This window comes from Streptomyces sp. SPB162, assembly GCF_029504575.1.
Taxonomy (GTDB): domain Bacteria; phylum Actinomycetota; class Actinomycetes; order Streptomycetales; family Streptomycetaceae; genus Actinacidiphila.
In genome coordinates, this window is sequence record NZ_JAQFII010000001.1 from 4,168,354 (window position 1) to 4,183,089 (window position 14,736).

At 68.2% G+C, this 14,736-nt stretch carries 14 protein-coding genes, 1 tRNA gene and 2 pseudogenes; 11 read left to right on the forward strand and 6 right to left on the reverse strand.

The genetic code is table 11. The annotated features are described in order from the left end of the window. The first annotated feature begins 46 nt into the window (after positions 1-46). Both M2266_RS19015 and M2266_RS19020 read left to right on the forward strand, forming a co-directional pair. Positions 47-964 (forward strand): MurR/RpiR family transcriptional regulator, encoded by a 918-nt coding sequence (locus M2266_RS19015; protein ID WP_277439267.1) that lies wholly within the window; start codon positions 47-49, stop codon positions 962-964. A 286-nt stretch (positions 965-1,250) separates the two neighbouring features. Continuing rightward, positions 1,251-1,625 carry a hypothetical protein gene (locus M2266_RS19020; protein WP_277439268.1) on the forward strand — a complete coding sequence of 125 codons (375 nt, stop codon included), beginning with the start codon at positions 1,251-1,253 and terminating at the stop codon, positions 1,623-1,625. Positions 1,626-1,862: 237 nt separating this feature from the next. On the opposite strand, the gene M2266_RS19025 is transcribed toward M2266_RS19020, so the two are convergent. Beyond that, on the reverse strand, positions 1,863-2,030 hold the full coding sequence (locus tag M2266_RS19025; protein ID WP_269274751.1) for a hydrophobic protein: 168 nt from the start codon (positions 2,028-2,030) through the stop codon (positions 1,863-1,865). A gap of 895 nt (positions 2,031-2,925) precedes the next feature. On the opposite strand from M2266_RS19025, the gene M2266_RS19030 reads away from it, so the two are divergent. After that, positions 2,926-3,321, forward strand: coding sequence for a hypothetical protein (locus M2266_RS19030; RefSeq protein WP_277439269.1), 396 nt, complete (start codon positions 2,926-2,928; stop codon positions 3,319-3,321). 106 nt (positions 3,322-3,427) lie between these two features. Here the strand turns inward: M2266_RS19030 and M2266_RS19035 are convergent, their stop codons facing one another. Then, positions 3,428-3,847, reverse strand: a complete 420-nt coding sequence (locus M2266_RS19035; RefSeq protein WP_277439270.1) for a hypothetical protein — start codon at positions 3,845-3,847, stop codon at positions 3,428-3,430. Between the two features lie 376 nt (positions 3,848-4,223). Here M2266_RS19035 and M2266_RS19040 point away from each other — a divergent pair, with 376 nt between their 5' ends. Then, entirely contained in the window at positions 4,224-6,506 is a 2,283-nt protein-coding gene (locus M2266_RS19040) for a hypothetical protein (RefSeq protein ID WP_277439271.1), read from the forward strand. Positions 6,507-7,180: 674 nt separating this feature from the next. Here M2266_RS19040 and M2266_RS19045 read toward each other — a convergent pair. Continuing rightward, positions 7,181-7,615, reverse strand: a complete 435-nt coding sequence (locus M2266_RS19045) for a hypothetical protein (RefSeq protein WP_277439272.1) — start codon at positions 7,613-7,615, stop codon at positions 7,181-7,183. 51 nt (positions 7,616-7,666) lie between these two features. Between M2266_RS19045 and M2266_RS19050 the strand changes: the two genes are divergently transcribed. Beyond that, positions 7,667-8,584, forward strand: a complete 918-nt coding sequence (locus tag M2266_RS19050) for a tyrosine-type recombinase/integrase (RefSeq protein WP_277439273.1) — start codon at positions 7,667-7,669, stop codon at positions 8,582-8,584. A 51-nt stretch (positions 8,585-8,635) separates the two neighbouring features. Here M2266_RS19050 and M2266_RS19055 read toward each other — a convergent pair. Further along, positions 8,636-8,709: transfer RNA gene (locus tag M2266_RS19055), tRNA-Gly, on the reverse strand. Positions 8,710-9,173: 464 nt separating this feature from the next. On the opposite strand from M2266_RS19055, the gene dcd reads away from it, so the two are divergent. The 4 genes and pseudogenes from dcd (at position 9,174) to M2266_RS32375 (ending at position 10,730) form a co-directional block, all read left to right on the forward strand. After that, positions 9,174-9,749: a dCTP deaminase gene (gene dcd, locus M2266_RS19060; RefSeq protein WP_138351324.1), complete on the forward strand. Its 576-nt coding sequence runs from the start codon at positions 9,174-9,176 to the stop codon at positions 9,747-9,749. Position 9,750: 1 nt separating this feature from the next. After that, a pseudogene (locus M2266_RS19065) lies at positions 9,751-9,843 on the forward strand (phosphoribosyltransferase); the annotation flags it as partial. An 8-nt stretch (positions 9,844-9,851) separates the two neighbouring features. After that, positions 9,852-10,237: pseudogene (locus M2266_RS19070) on the forward strand (NUDIX domain-containing protein). Between the two features lie 130 nt (positions 10,238-10,367). Then, positions 10,368-10,730 carry a hypothetical protein gene (locus M2266_RS32375; RefSeq protein WP_346780908.1) on the forward strand — a complete coding sequence of 121 codons (363 nt, stop codon included), beginning with the start codon at positions 10,368-10,370 and terminating at the stop codon, positions 10,728-10,730. A 420-nt stretch (positions 10,731-11,150) separates the two neighbouring features. Here the strand turns inward: M2266_RS32375 and M2266_RS19080 are convergent, their stop codons facing one another. Next, positions 11,151-11,477, reverse strand: a complete 327-nt coding sequence (locus M2266_RS19080) for a hypothetical protein (protein WP_277441431.1) — start codon at positions 11,475-11,477, stop codon at positions 11,151-11,153. Between M2266_RS19080 and M2266_RS19085 the strand changes: the two genes are divergently transcribed. Next, positions 11,371-12,639: an ice-binding family protein gene (locus M2266_RS19085; RefSeq protein WP_277441265.1), complete on the forward strand. Its 1,269-nt coding sequence runs from the start codon at positions 11,371-11,373 to the stop codon at positions 12,637-12,639. The genes M2266_RS19080 and M2266_RS19085 overlap by 107 nt on opposite strands. A gap of 159 nt (positions 12,640-12,798) precedes the next feature. Here M2266_RS19085 and M2266_RS19090 read toward each other — a convergent pair whose 3' ends face one another. After that, a complete protein-coding gene (locus tag M2266_RS19090; protein WP_277439274.1) occupies positions 12,799-13,776 on the reverse strand; it encodes a Yip1 family protein in 978 nt (325 codons plus the stop codon). Positions 13,777-13,922: 146 nt separating this feature from the next. Here M2266_RS19090 and M2266_RS19095 point away from each other — a divergent pair, with 146 nt between their 5' ends. Continuing rightward, a complete protein-coding gene (locus M2266_RS19095; RefSeq protein ID WP_277439275.1) occupies positions 13,923-14,711 on the forward strand; it encodes a thioredoxin domain-containing protein in 789 nt (262 codons plus the stop codon). Positions 14,712-14,736: the final 25 nt, after the last annotated feature.

Sequence of the window (14,736 nt, forward strand, 5' to 3'; positions counted from 1 at the left end):
GGTGGGCTATGTTGAGCGGGAGCGGCAGGAAAAAGGAGGCGCACCGGTGCCATCGGGGCAGCAGGCACGGGCACAGGCGGCTGCGATCACGCCGGGTGGGCAGCCCCAGGACCAGGAGCGCGCCCCCGCGGACCGCGTCCACGCGCTGTTCAACGGCCACCGCCTCTCACCCGGGCAGCGCCGTATCGCCCAGTACCTGATCGACCACCTCACCGAAGCGGCCTTCCTCTCCATCACGGAGTTGGCCGAGCGGGTGGGCGTCAGCCAGCCGTCGGTGACCCGCTTCGCCGCCTCCCTCGGCTTCAGCGGCTACCCCGCCCTGCGGGACGTCCTGCAGCCGATCGCGCTGAGCGCGGTCGCGGCGTCTCCGGAGAGCCGCGAGCAGGTCCGCCGGAACGAACTGCAGGCGGCGGTCGACGCCGAGATCGAGAACCTGGAGAACGTCCGCCGGCTGCTCGCCGACACCGACCAGGTGCTGGACATCGGCCGTGAGCTGGCCCACTCCGTCCCGCTGACCGTTCTCGGCCTGCGGATCTCGGCGCCGCTGGTGGAGTACTTCGCCTACGCCGCCCGGCGGATCCACCCCGATGTGCGGGTGGTGACCCGTGGCGGCAGCGTCGCCTTCGACGCGCTGCTGCAGTCGCGGGCGGCGGGCGGGGCGTGGGTGCTGGCGTTCGCCATGCCCCGGCACGCGAAGGAGACCCTCGCGGCGCTGCGGGCCGCCCGCAGCGCCGGGCTGCGCATCGCGCTGATCACGGATCTCACCCTGGGGCCGCTCGTCGACGAGGCGGACGTGGTGCTGACCGCGGGCACCGGATCCCGGCTGGTCTTCGACTCGTACGCGGCGCCGGGCATGCTGTCCGCGGCCCTGCTGCAGGCCATGGCCGACGCCGATCCCGGGCGGACGCAGGCACGGCTCGAGGGGTACGAGCAGGTAGCGGATCAGCACGGCTTCTTCCTCTAGGAGCCGGCCCCGCAAGGGTATGAAACTTTTCATACCCTTGCGTACTCGACGGTATATATGTTTACTGCAAGCGGCGCCTGAGCCCACCGGACGCCATTGGAGAGTGTGACCCGCCCTCCCGACGGAACACCCGGGCCGACGCTCCCTCCTCGTGGCGCGCCCGGGGTGTTCAGCAAACCGGGCGCTCGCTTGCTGCGGCGCGCCCTCGGCAGCCTCGGTCAACCCCTGGGCCGGGGCTGCCAACACCCTCTCGATCAGAGTTCGGCACTTCTCGGAAGCGATGAGCATGTCCCAGACGACCCTCACCACGCTCAGCCCGGACTGGCCCTGCCAGGTCAAGTCACCCGGGAACCCCGACTGGGAACGCACGGCCACCCGCTGGCTGCGCGACCTGCTGCCGGCGCGCTACTCGGCGTACTCCACCCTCACCCGCCACCCGGCCATCCTCGCCCGCCACGCACAGCTCCAGCTGCAGTACAAGATGCGCGCGGTCCAGGTGGCGATGTGCACCAGCCGGGCGGAGCTGCCCACGATGGGCATGGTGGAGGCGGTCATCGAGAACACGATCCGGCTGTACGCCGTAGAGCTGGAACAGCTCAGCCGCCTCGCCCGCGGAGTCCGCCTCGTCACGGAGGCGCTCACCAACCAGCGCCGCCGCTGACCCTCGGAGGCGCTCCCCGGTCGCGCGGAGGCGTCCGGGGGCGGGGCGGGGAACTGGAGGTTCGCGTGCATGGGTCACGCGCCCGCGCTGCCCCCGGACACCAGCCCCCTACCCACCCTGTTCTCGGCTGACCCATCAGGGGGGCCCGCCGGCGGGCGGGCGTGCCTGAGGCCCGGCGGGTTTCCCGCCGGGCCTCAGTTCTGACGTATTCAGCTGTGTGTCGCGTGTGTGTCGCGGCTACCAGCGATACCAGCGGTTGCGGCCGCCGGAATGCGTGCCCCGCATGACGAAGCCGAGCAGCCAGACGACCAGCACCACGACCGCGACCCACCAAAGGATCTTGAGCGCGAAGCCGGCGCCGAACAGAATCAGCGCGAGCAGTAGAACCAGAAGCAGTGGACCCATGGTTATCAACCTCCTGACCAGCGGATGCCCGGTCATGCGCGGGTCATGCATCCCACATCCGAACCTGGTCAGGAAGCGGGTCGGGTCGGTCCCGTGGTCGGTGGCGCGGCCGGTGCCATGGTCAGGGGGAAACGCGTGGAGGGGCCCCGGAGCCGTACCTGGCTTCCGGGGCCCCTTGGGGCGGATTCAAACACCATCTACATCTACCGGCTTCTGCGTGCCGGTCCTGCCGTGTTCGCACTGCCACGTCGGGGGATCGCGGCGTGCGGGGATCTTGAATGCTTGACCGGGGACCACCTTCCAATCCGGGGCCTTGCGAGTGCCCGCACACACCTGCTGTGCGGACGATCCTGATGGTGTTGCTCCGAACCTTTCCTGCTCGTACCTGAACGAAGAGAAGTACTGACCTGCTGGTACTTCAGATACTGCGGTCCTGCCACTACGACCTGCGCGGCGGCCCCTTCCGGGCCACCCGACCCGGCAATCAACCCTGCGGCCCTCCCGCGTGAAGCGGCCGCCGAATTCCACTGCCGTGCCGTACCGACCTCCTGGTGCGCGCGCCCGCAGCCGGCGCCTTCACCGAGAGACCTGCTCTCGCTGCTGCCCTTCCGTCACGGCGGCCCCTGTGCGGGCCACCCGGCCCGGCAATCAACCCTGCGGCCCTCGTGCACTTGACCGGCCGCCGGATTCCATCACCGTGCCTACACGCTGCGCGGCAGTTCGTGTCTGCCGCGCCCTGCTGTCTTCTTGGCTACGACAGGAACACTACCCACACCCCGGGGCGAATGTCTACTGCACTCAAGATAGATTTTCGTGACAGGGAGAGGAAGGCATACTGCTCCCGTCCAGAACGGCCAGAGAGTGCGTCAGAGCCCGGAAGGGGCAGGAGAAGGGCATGCGAACCGACCGTTCCCGGGTCCCGGAGACCGATATCTGCGACCTGTGCGCCCGACGGCTCACCGACGGATGCCGGCTCGGCCTGGTCCAGGACTCCTCCGCGATCCACACCCGCACCCCGGCGCGCGACGGCAGGCGACTGGTCGTCGCCTGCTCCCCCGAGCACCTGGCCGTTCTGCAACAGGAGTACCGAGCCCGCCCGTACGTGCCCGAGGAACTGTGGGCCGGCCAGATCGACCGCGCCCAGGCGCTCCAGCCCCCACCGCCCACCCGCGAGGCACTGGCGGCGGCCACCGGCCTGAGCCCCCTGGAGATCCAGCGCGCCCTGGCCTGGAAGAAACACCGCAACTGGCAACTACGGGACGAGGACCCACGGACCCCGGAAGTCGGCTGAAGGTCCCCGAGGGGGCAGTGGCGTCGTGGTCAGGAGCTGCCGGCGGTGCCGCGCCGCCAGTCGTCGAACTCCGCCACGACGTTCCGAAGGCGCCACTGGGGGCTCTTCACGAACATGCCGCGGAGTTCGAGGACACGGGGACCGTGGCCGGAAGGTAGTCGTCGTCCTCGTAGAGGTCCTCATGGTCCGGATCCTCCATGGGATCACCGGGAACCCCCACGAAGGGGCCCTCCCACACGTCGGGGTCGGTCGGGGAGCCGGGGTTGTGCTTCCAGACGCCGCCGGCGCGCACGCAGACCTCGCCGAGGTACCACGCGGGTACGGTCACCCGCGGGGTGCGCTGAGCGGCTTGCACGTCATCCCAGGAGGAGAACTGAGCCCTGATCACCGTCTCGAGGCTGTCCACCGAGTCCGGGGAGAAGTCCCAGACGCCGGGGTGGGCGGCGGCCCACTGAGGGAACGCCGCTTCCTGCTCCTGTAGCCAGGCCGTGAGCCGGGGGTGGTTCGTCCATTGCCGCTCGGTCATGGTCCAAACCCTAAAGGGTGTTGCGCAAGTCCCGCCTGGCCCGCGACGCCTGGCCCGCACGCCTGCTGCGTTGTCGGGCTCGTCCAGGTACGTCCGGTACGAGGACGACCCTCCGCCGTGCAGTCGCCCGCACCCGACGCCGCGGACCCCGCCCTCACGGGCGACGGCGCTCCTTTCGCAACACCCTTTAGGTGAGTGCGTAAGGGTCCTGTGGAGAACGGGAGTTGGGGGACGGCGCGCCGGGAAATCTGTGGGGCTCCTGTGCGTCGGGGGGCTAGCGTGGGCCACTTGTGCGGCGCCACTGACCACGGGGGCCCCTGGCGTCGCCGCGCTCTCTTCCTCACCGGATCTGGGCTCCCTGGGAAGACACATTCACGTGAATCATCCGATAACCACACGCCACCGCGTATGGGCACGGGCCGCGGTCGCTCTCGCGACCGTCGGCATCCTCTCCGTCAGCGGCCTGCCGCAACTTCAGGGCACCGCCGACGCGGCGGGCAAGGCGCAGCGATGCGACGAGAAGTTCAACCTGACCGGCAAGCCGACGGATGCGGGCAAGTTGCCCTGGGCGAACGGGGACGCGAAACGTCCCGAGGCCGACTGGGACTCCTACGACTTCCCGAATCAGCGCCAGGCGATGGACGGCCTCACCCTGCCGGACGATCCGGCGGAGCAGGCAAAGATCCTCAACAAGCTCGAAGGGTCCTACAAGAACTACCCGGAGGGCACCCCCGACCGGGTCTTCGCCACCTACAAGGACTATCTGGGGCGCAACGGCGGAACGGACACCAAGTACGGGGGCTTCAGCAACTGGCTGAACGAGGCGTACATCGAGGTCTACGGGCGCAACCCGCGTGGCGAGGCCTATCACGCCAAGGTCGTCAAGGACCTGGGACTGACCGGACCTGACTGGATCTGCGAGGAGACGGTCAAGGTTCGCGACCCGCAGACCGGCAAGCCCTACGAGCGGCGCTTCGACGCGTTCAACCGGCGGACCAAAGAGGCGGTGGAGATCAAGTCCGGCGGCAATCACGACACCACCCAGGCCCCGAAGGACCGCGCGTTCCTGAGGGACCCGCAGTACAAGGACTACAAGCTCCGGTACGCCTTCGGCCAGCCGCAGACCAAGGACACCCTCCGGTACACGCAGAGCCTCAAGGAGATCGGCGGGGCGGGCCGGGTGACGACGTACGAGCACGTCGCCACCCCGACGGCGAAGTTCGAGCCGGGCAAGTACACCGCCCAGGACACCAGGAACAGCATCGGCCGCGGTTCCGACGTCATCCGGCAGTCGCCCGCGACGCCCGGCGACATGAAGCGTCAGTTGGACCGCATCCGCGCGGGCGACCCCAACGGCCTGCGCGTACGCGGCCCCGGTGGCGTCGACTTCTCCACCCTCGAACTCCGCTACGTGGGCAAGCCGGTCAAGGGCCAAGGCCTGAACTACTCGTTCGCCGCGAACAAGGTCGACGAGTCCGACGGCCTCGGCTACGGCGGCCGGGAGAAGGCCGAGCTCATCTCCGACAGCTTCTTCACCTGGCTCGCTCTGACGCCGGACAAGTTCTGGGTCAACCTCAACCCGGACCAGCCCGACAGGATCATGGACAAGACGTTCGGCGCGACCGACGCCGGCCGCGTCCTGCTCCAGGCGGACCTGGAGATGAAGCACGACTACGCCAAGGACATGGACCCCCGCACCGGGGTCGGCAAGCAGCTCTGGGACAAGCTCCAGTCGGAGAACATCCCCTGCACCCACGGCGTACGGAACTGGATCGTCCCCAAGCCGGCGGAGGTCCGTGAACAGGACGGCGGCCTCTACATCCTCGACGCCCCGCTGAAGGTCAACTCGGTCCCGCAGGACTTCACGACCCCGAGCCCGAACGGCCAGTGCAACCTCACCGAGGCCCAGCACAAGCGGGTGCAGCAGCTCATGGACTCGGTGATCGTCCCGGACATCGAGAAGAAGGTGAACACGGACGCCAAGTACGCCGACCTGCGCAGCGTCTACAACGCGCGCGTCGCGGCCGAGTGGATCCGCCAGCAGGACGCGAAGTCGCCGACGGACTACCACGCGACCGTCAACAGCAACAAGGTGGGCAACTGGCCGCTGCGCGGGAAGAACGCTTCCTGGACCCCGGAGCAGACCTACAAGGACTACGTGAAGTCCTTCACCCAGGGCGACTACAGCTACCCGTGCGAGAAGGCCGGCCAGAACTCCGTCTGCGTCATGGGAGGCGTCGACTTCTCCAAGTCGCCGAAGCAGAACATCAGCCCGGCCCGGTTCACCGCCGAGCACAAGAACCTGCCCCGCACCACCGACATCTCGGTGAAGTCGATGACGGACGACGCCGAGAACAAGGCCCTGCTCGCCCTCGGCGGCAACACGGCCGCCCACACCGGCACCGGCCCGACGCCGACGCCCACCCCGACGCCGACCCACACCGGTCAGCCGTCCACCCCTCCGGCCGGCCACACTCCCAGCCCCGGGCACACCGCCCAGGGAGGCAACGCCGCGCCGCCGAGTGACCACCACGGCGGAGGCGGCCTGGCGAACACCGGCACCCAAATCGCCGGGATCGCCGGCACGGCCCTCGCGCTCCTCACGGCCGGCGCAGGCCTCGTCTGGTGGCGCCGCCACAAGACCGCCACCGCCGGCTAAGAGCTGTCCCGTCATCCCTGGTGGATCAGCGCGCGGCGTCAGATGCGGTGCATCAGACGGCGGAGGGGCGCCCGCATACTGGATGTATTCGGGCATTCCGACAACGAAGCGAGGTGCCGTAGCTGACGTCGGGCGCCCGCCAGGGAATACGGGACAGCCTTAGCACCATCTGACGGCTGACACGGCCCGAGGCCGAAAGGGCGCCCCCTGACAGGGGCGCCCTTTTGCTGCTGCGGCCTGCCGGCCGGCACGGCCGTGGTGCGAAACCCAACACGGTCCCGCTGTCAGTGCGAGCGGCTAGGGTCGACGTCGCACGGTCGGTGGCGAGGAATCCAGCTCTGGAGAACAGCTTCATCCCTGACACTGTCTGGGGGCGGCCCGGGTATCCAGCCCGTGGCCCAACCAACGATCAGGCTTCGTTGATGGCTCAGCGTGACCTGACTGCGCCGACCGCCGCGCACAGCACTACTCCATGTTCACCACGGAGGTCTTGAAAACCGTCGTGGCAGCGATGTCACCGTGAGTTCGAATCTCACATCCTCCGCAGCCAGAGGTATTACGAGGTCCCCGGACCAGGACATCGGTCGGGGACCGCTCTCATGCGCGCTCTCTGCTGGTGACCGTGGTTCCCCGTTCTGTCGGGCACGGATCGGGCACGGCGCCTTCTGATCAGCTCACGGCTGCGGCGAGCTGGCAGCGATCTCAAATCCGGAGGACTCGTCCCACGGAACCGCCTTCCAGATGCTGACCGCTGCGGCCCATATTCGATTCACCAGGGGCCAGTCGGGGTTGTCTCCGCCGAGGGTGACGCTGGCCAGCAGGTCGCATCCCCAGATGCCCTGCTCATCGTTGGGCGACGCGGCGATCACCGACTCTGCGATCTCTGCAACGCCCACGTGTACTTCAAGCATGAGCAAGTCCGAGACGGACCAGTCGCTGGTACTGCTCTTAGTGCCGAGTTTGAACGCGGCCACCGAATCATCGAAGGGGCCCAGTGACTCGCCTACCAGAGGTTCGCCGGTCTCGAGCAGATAGTCCAGCAGGCGATCAAGTGCCTCGTCTCCTCTCGCTTCTCCCGAGCGGCAGAAAAAGCTGAGCTGGTAGGCCATGATTCCCCCGTCGTCCGACGATTGCCCGCGCATCGTAGTCTCAGCTCCATAGTGCTGAACGACCGGTGGCGAGAGCTGTACGGCCGACTGCTGCGGCTGCACATCCTGCCGACCTTCCAGGCCTGGGAACCGGACGAGATCACGCCGCCCTGGATCCGGACCTGGAGGGCCGAACGGCTGGAGGTCACGGGGGCAACGACGGTGGCCACGTCGTACCGGCTGGTGAAAGCCATCCTGGAGACGGCGACCGAAGACGAACTGATTCGCCGTAATCCCCGCCGCATCCGGGGTGCGGGCAAGGAGTCGGCGCAGGAACGACCGATCGCGACCGTTGACCAGGTCGATGCCCTGGCCGAGGCGATCGGGCCGCGCTGGCGGCTGATGGTCTACCTCGCGGCCTACAGCCCTTTGCGTCCGGAGGAACAAGCACCCTTGCGCCGGCCGGACGCGGATCCCGAGACGATGACACTCACGGTGAAGCAGGCCGCACCGGAGCTGACGACCGGACGGCGGGTGCTGGGCGACACGAAGTCGGACGCGGGTCGGCGCGTCGTGGTCCTGCCGCGGTTCCTGCTTGGCGACCTGGTGCGGCATCTGGAGTGGTTCGCCGAGAAGGGACCGAACGGGCTGCTGTTCGTCGGCGAGAAGGGGAAGCCGTTCCGCCGCTCCTCCTTCGGCCGGAAGTGGCGCAAGGCGCGGACTGCGGTCGGCCTGCCGGACACCTTCCGGTTCTACGACCTGCGCCACACCGGGCACACGCTCTTGACACAGTCGGACGCCACGCTGAAAGACACGATGGTGCGCGCCGGCCAGTCCTCCGAGCGGGCAGCGATGATCTACCAGCATTCGGACCGGGAACGTCGGATCGAGGTGGCGGACGGGATCGACGCTCGGGTGCGAGCCAAGAGGAGAGCCGCCGCGGCTGATCCCGAGCGGCCATCGGGCACGCAACGGGCACGAAACGCCTAGCGCGGTCTAGACAACAAAGAAGGCCCCGGTTGATGACCTGGGCCTTTGTTGTGGAGCGAGTGACGGGAATCGAACCCGCGCTCTGAGCTTGGGAAGCTCATGTTCTACCATTAAACTACACTCGCGCGGCACGCCGGTTGGGGCGTGGCACCGTCGCATACTGTACCGCATCGTTGGCCCTGGGCGTGTTCTGCCTGGGGCCTTCGTGGTGTCGGGGGGTCGGATCCCGGGGTGGGGATGCGGCTGTGGGGGGCGGGTGTTGGGGCGTAGCGTGGGGGGCGGAGCGGCGTGTGGAAGATGGCCCGTCTTATCCCCTAATGTGGCTTTTGTCGTCCACGAAGGTTGGGGAAGGGAAACGATGGAGCGCACCGTCGTTCGTTGTGCCGAGGGGCACGTATTCAGCACCGCGACGTTCCCGCTGCAGAATCTGGGAGTCGGCCGGCTGGGTCCCGGGCGGTTGTTGAGGTGTCCGCGCTGTGCGCGGTTGCGGCATGCGGTGCCGGTGGAGCAGGTGAAGTAGCGCGCGTGGTGCCACGCGGCTCCGGTCAGGATTGGGCCGGGGCCGCGTCGTCCGCGTAACCTTCGGGACGTGCTTCTCTCAGACAAGGACATCAGGGCCGAGATCGACAGCGGACGGGTGCGGGTCGACCCCTTCGACGAGTCGATGGTGCAGCCGTCCAGCATCGACGTGCGGCTGGACCGGCTCTTCCGCGTGTTCGAGAACCACCGGTACCCGCACATCGACCCGGCGGTGGAGCAGAGCGATCTGACCCGGCTCGTCGAGCCGGAGGGCGACGAGCCGTTCATCCTGCATCCCGGTGAGTTCGTGCTCGCGTCGACCTACGAGGTCATCTCGCTTCCCGACGACCTCGCGTCGCGCCTGGAGGGGAAGAGCTCGCTGGGCCGGCTGGGACTGGTGACGCACTCGACGGCCGGGTTCATCGACCCCGGCTTCTCGGGGCACGTGACGCTGGAGCTGTCGAACCTGGCGACGCTGCCGATCAAGCTGTGGCCGGGGATGAAGATCGGCCAGTTGTGCCTGTTCCGCCTGACGTCGCCGGCCGAGCACCCGTACGGCTCGGAGCGGTACGGATCGCGCTACCAGGGACAGCGGGGGCCGACGGCCTCGCGGTCGTTCATGAACTTTCACCGGACGCAGGTCTGACATCGCACCCGTACGGGAGAACCTGACATGCGAGGGCTTCGGGCACGCCGTCCGTGAGCTGGCGCAGACGATCGCCGACGACGGGCAGCCCGAAACCAATGGGTGAATCTGTTCCTCGTCGACGTTGAGCAGCCGGACGGTCGGCGTTGGGAACACCATGTGGTGCGGAGGCGGCAGCTGGCGGTGGCTGCCGTGGTGAACGACATGCGCGAGCTATTGATGATGTGGCGGCATCGCTTCATCGCGGACTCCTGGGCGTGGGAGCTGCCCGTGGGTCTCATCGAGGAGGGCGAGACCCCGGATGAGGCGGCTGCGCGAGAGCCGCTGGGGCGACGCGTATGGGGCCGCCCACGGAGAAGAACGCATCTGACCGGATCGCGTGGATTCCTCTCGATCGGGTGCGTGGCATGATCGACCGCCGCGAGATCGTTGGTGGCGGCTCGCTCGTGGGCCTGCTGTATGTGCTCATGGATGAGGCCATCCGATGACCTTCAGCGGAGCATTTCTCTGAAACGCATCCTGCCGGTAAGGCTCCAGTTGCCCGTAAAAGCCGCGCAGATATCCGCGCACGCGCTCGGAGCTGATCGCCGGTGTTGTCTCTAACGCGGCGGTGGCGGTGTGGCACGCCTGGTCGAGCTTTCCGTGTTGGAGCCGGGTCCGTGCCAACCAAAAGGTATGGAAGGCACGGCCTGGCTGATTGTTCGTGTCCTTGTGCCGCATGGCCTGGGCGATCGGTTGCTCTGCGGCGTCGGATTCTCCGAGCCGGCCACGGGCGATACCGGCGTCCACGATGAGCTTGGGCTCGTTGAAATACTGCGCCCACGGTGGGTCGTCGTCGGCACCGGAGATCTGCTCGAACTGCCGGTGGCTTCGGCGATGGCCTGGTGGGTGGCGGTGTGGTCGCTCGCTGTGGCGTGGGCGAAGGCTACGCGCAGGGAAAGCATGGACATCACCCGTGGAGTGCCGAGCGTCGGCGCGTAGCCCTCGACCTCGGCGGCCTGGTGCTCGATGTCCATCACGACATCACGCGACAGAACACCTCGGCACTGACGCACTCCGCACCGGATATCAGCGGCACCTGTGGAGCCGCCCCCAGACGCCGGCCCGATCCTGGGATTACCCAACCCCACGCTCCCCGCGGCAGGATGAGCCCCGGGTGGATCAGCCCTTAGGTCGTTAGAGCGCAGCCCTGGTCATGCCACATCGCCGATGGTGTGACCAGGACTCCTTGCCGTCCGTCGAAAGCCGACTCTCCGGGGCTGATGGGGCCGTGAGTGGTCTCGTGACGGGAACTGCGCTCATCTTTAGAGATATTCATCTTTTCATCGGACGACGCCGGCGAATGGGTGGAATTCCAGGGGCACCCTAATGCGGCATATACCAACTCGATATGAGCTCGTACTATTCCAGCGACAAGAGAGGGCGCTTTCGCGTGACGAAGAGTGCCCACACGCCGCTGCCCCACATAGGAGTTGGCCTGTCGATGACATTGAGTACCCCTGTAGTTCCCAATGCGCGTGCGATCTCGGCCTGGATCGCGGCTTTGATTGCGGCGACCATGGCCGCTGTGATGGTCGCCATGGCGTCGAGTCCAGCCCATGCCATCGCAACGCCCGTACCGCTGGCGACGGCGGACAGTTTCGCGGTGTTGGCCGGTGAGTCGGTCACCAACACCGGTCCTTCGGTGATCACCGGAGACCTCGGGGTGAGTCCGGGTACGTCGATCACCGGTTTCCCGCCTGGTTTGGTGAACGGAGCTCAGCACTCGGCTGACGGGGTTGCGCTCCAGGCCAAGAGCGACCTGGTCGCGGCGTACAACAACGCCGCAGGGCAGGCCACGAACGGTGCTCTACCCCCGGACGCCGGAGGTCTGACGCTGGTACCGGGCGTCTACACCGCCTCCTCCACCCTGGGCCTGACGGGCACTCTGACCCTGGATGCCCAGGGCGACCCGAATGCCGTTTGGGTGTTCCAGGTCGGCTCGGGTCTGACGACGGCTTCCGCCAGCCGGGTGCTCCTCGTCAATGGTGCCGCGCCGTGCAACGTGTTCTGGCAGGTCGGAAGTTCGGCCATCCTCGGCACCAACTCCACCTTCGTGGGTACCATCCTGGCGCTGACGTCGATCAATGCCACCACGGGTGCGAGCATCGATGGCCGGGCCCTGGCGCGTAACGGCTCGGTGACGCTGGACGACAACAGAATCACCCGGGCGACGTGTGCGGCCGGCGGCACCACGGGTGGCGTGATCACTGGTGGCACCGGCCTGATCGCCGGCACTACCACCGGTGGCACTACTGGTGGCACCGCAACCGGTGGAACGACCACGGGCGGGCTGATCTCCGGGGTGACAACGGGTGGCACCAACGGCGGCCTGCTCGGAGGTGTCCTGACGGCTGGTGCCATCGGTGGCACTCCCGGCGGTCTCATCGCCGGAACCACTGGCAGTTCGACGACGGGTGCCACCAGCGGCTACCCGGGCGGTGGCAACGGCGGTGGCAACGGCGGAGGCAACGGCGGAGGCAACGGCGGTGGTCACGGCGGCTATCCGGGCGGTGGCAACGGCGGTGGCAACGGCGGCTATCCGGGCGGGGACCACGGCGGTGGCAACGGCGGGGACCACGGCGGTGGCAACGGCGGGGACCACGGCGGTGGCAACGGCGGGGACCACGGCGGTTATCCGGGCGGAGAGCACGGCGGTGGCAACGGCGGTGGCAACGGCGGGGACCACGGCGGTTATCCGGGCGGAGAGCACGGTGGAGAAACTGGTGGTTACCCCGGCGGTGACAACAGCGGAGACCACGGTGGTCATGGCTACGGTGACCAGCCTCAAGGTCACGGCGACCAGGGCCAGCCTCACGACGTGCACGGCGGCTACGGCTCTGATCACTAAAGGAAACACGCCGACTACGTGTAGCTCCGGGGTGGTGAGGGGCAAACCAAGCGATGCCCATCAGCCCTGCAGAGGCGCGAAGTTGTAGCTAAACCCGTACCCCAAAAGTAAGGGGCGCCCTCCATCGGAGGGCGCCCCTTACTCGTTCTGCTGATCGGGTCAAATCACCGGGAGCTTGAAGAGGACCAGCAGCGCGACCAGTTGGATCGAGGCCGCGCCGAGTGCCTTGGGCCACGGCAGGTCGTGGGACTTGCCGACCATGGACGTGAGCAGGGCCGCGCAGGCGAGCCAGGTGGCCCAGCCGAGGATCTGGACGAAACCGTTGGCGCTGCCCAGGAATATCGCGAAGAGCAGCCGCGGCGCGTCGGTGAGCGACGAGACGAGCATGGCCAGGCCGACGGTGGGGGCCCAGGAGCCGTCGCCGCCCAGCTGGCGGGCCAGCGCGTGCGTCACGGTGCCCAGCATCAGGGCGCTGAGCGTGACGGCGACGCCTGTGCTGATCACCCACGGGACGCTGGACGACACTGTCGCGTTGAGGACGTCCTCGCGGGCCGCGTCGAAACCGAAGACCGCGAGCAGGCCGTAGAGGAACGTGACGGTCAGCGCCGGGCCCCAGACCGGGTAGTCCCGCATCTGCCAGAAGGTGTGGCCGGGACGCAGGGCGATGCCGCTGATCAGCTGCTTCCAGTGCAGCCGGGGGCCGGAGGGCGGCGCCGTGGTCTGCCCCGCCCGGTACGTGGCGATGTTGTCGCCGCCGGGGCCCTCCGGGCCGGTGTGGGGCCCGTACTGGTCGGGGGAGCCGGGGAGGGTGAAGGCGCGGGTGTGGCCCGGGTTGTCGTTGTACGCCGGGGCCGGCGCGCTGCCGGGCGTGGGCTCGCCGAAGTACTCGGGCTCGCCGGACGGGCCGCCGGGGTAACCCCCGCCGTACCCGTTGCCGTGCCCGCCTCCGTAGCCCTGCGGATGACCCTGGGGTTGTCCGTAGTTCTGTGGCCCACTGTGCGGGGGTGCCTGCTGCCCGCCGTGGTCCCGTCCGCGTCGATTCCTGAATCCAGCCACGTCATCGAACGTACCAATTTCCGCTGGGCGCTGGGCCGGGAGGCCCCTTCCGCACGGGGCTTTGCGTCCAACCTGTGACACGTGACGCGCGGACCTTTTGGCCGGATTAAGAAGGTTTCATGCGGCTTGCGCAGGGACCGGTGGGGCCGATGGGAACTTAGGGTCATGGGAGCGGCCGAACATCTTGAGTTCCGGGCCACCACCGTCAGATCCGAAGGAGCCGTTCCATGGCCGTACGTACCGCTCGTCACGTCAGAAGCGCGGGAATCGCGGCCGTCGCCGCCGCGGTGCTCGCGATGACGGCGGCCGGGTGCGGCTCGTCGGGGTCGGGCTCCGGGTCGGGCTCCGACTCCAACCCGTTCGCGAAGGCGCGGACCGGGGCCAGGACCGGCGGGGCCGAAGCCGGCAGCGGCGCCAAGGGGGCCGCCGGCGCGGCCACGCTCTCGCAGCTGCCCGCGCGGATGGCCGCGGACGGTACGGCCGTCGTCGTCGGCGACCCCGCGGCGCCGCACACGGTGAAGGTCTACGAGGACCCGCGCTGCCCGTACTGCAAGCGCTTCGAGCAGGGCGGCGGCACGGCGCTGGCGAAGCTGGTGAAGGACGGCAAGGTCAAGGTCGAGTACACGATCGCGTCCTTCCTCGACTCGAACTTCGGCGGCAGCAGTTCGCTGAAGGCGGCGAACGCGCTGCGCGCGGCCGTCGACGCGGGGAAGTTCGCCGAGTTCCACTCGGCGATCTTCGAGAACCAGCCCGAGGAGCCCGAGGACGGCTTCACCGATGCCTTCCTGCTCAAGATCGCCGACACGGTGCCGGGCCTGAATGGCACGGCCTTCCAGAAGGCTGTCAAGGATCAGTCCTACAAGGGGTGGGTGAAGTCATCCGAGAAGGCCTTCGAGGCGTCGGGTTCGCAGGGCACGCCGACGGTCCTGGTGAACGGCAAGAAGGTGTCGCCGGGTGACGCCGTGTACGACGCGGACGCGTTCACCCAGGCACTCAAGGAGCTCGGCGTCAGCTGACGCCGGGAACCGAACGCGCCGACGG

Coding starts and splice junctions, on each gene's coding strand:
- M2266_RS19095 (WP_277439275.1), top strand. CDS start 13,923: ATGGCCGTACGTACCGCTCGTCACGTCAGAAGCGCGGGAATCGCGGCC.
- M2266_RS19020 (WP_277439268.1), top strand. CDS start 1,251: ATGTCCCAGACGACCCTCACCACGCTCAGCCCGGACTGGCCCTGCCAG.
- M2266_RS19035 (WP_277439270.1), bottom strand. CDS start 3,847: ATGACCGAGCGGCAATGGACGAACCACCCCCGGCTCACGGCCTGGCTA.
- M2266_RS19045 (WP_277439272.1), bottom strand. CDS start 7,615: ATGGCCTACCAGCTCAGCTTTTTCTGCCGCTCGGGAGAAGCGAGAGGA.
- M2266_RS19030 (WP_277439269.1), top strand. CDS start 2,926: ATGCGAACCGACCGTTCCCGGGTCCCGGAGACCGATATCTGCGACCTG.
- M2266_RS19025 (WP_269274751.1), bottom strand. CDS start 2,030: ATGGGTCCACTGCTTCTGGTTCTACTGCTCGCGCTGATTCTGTTCGGC.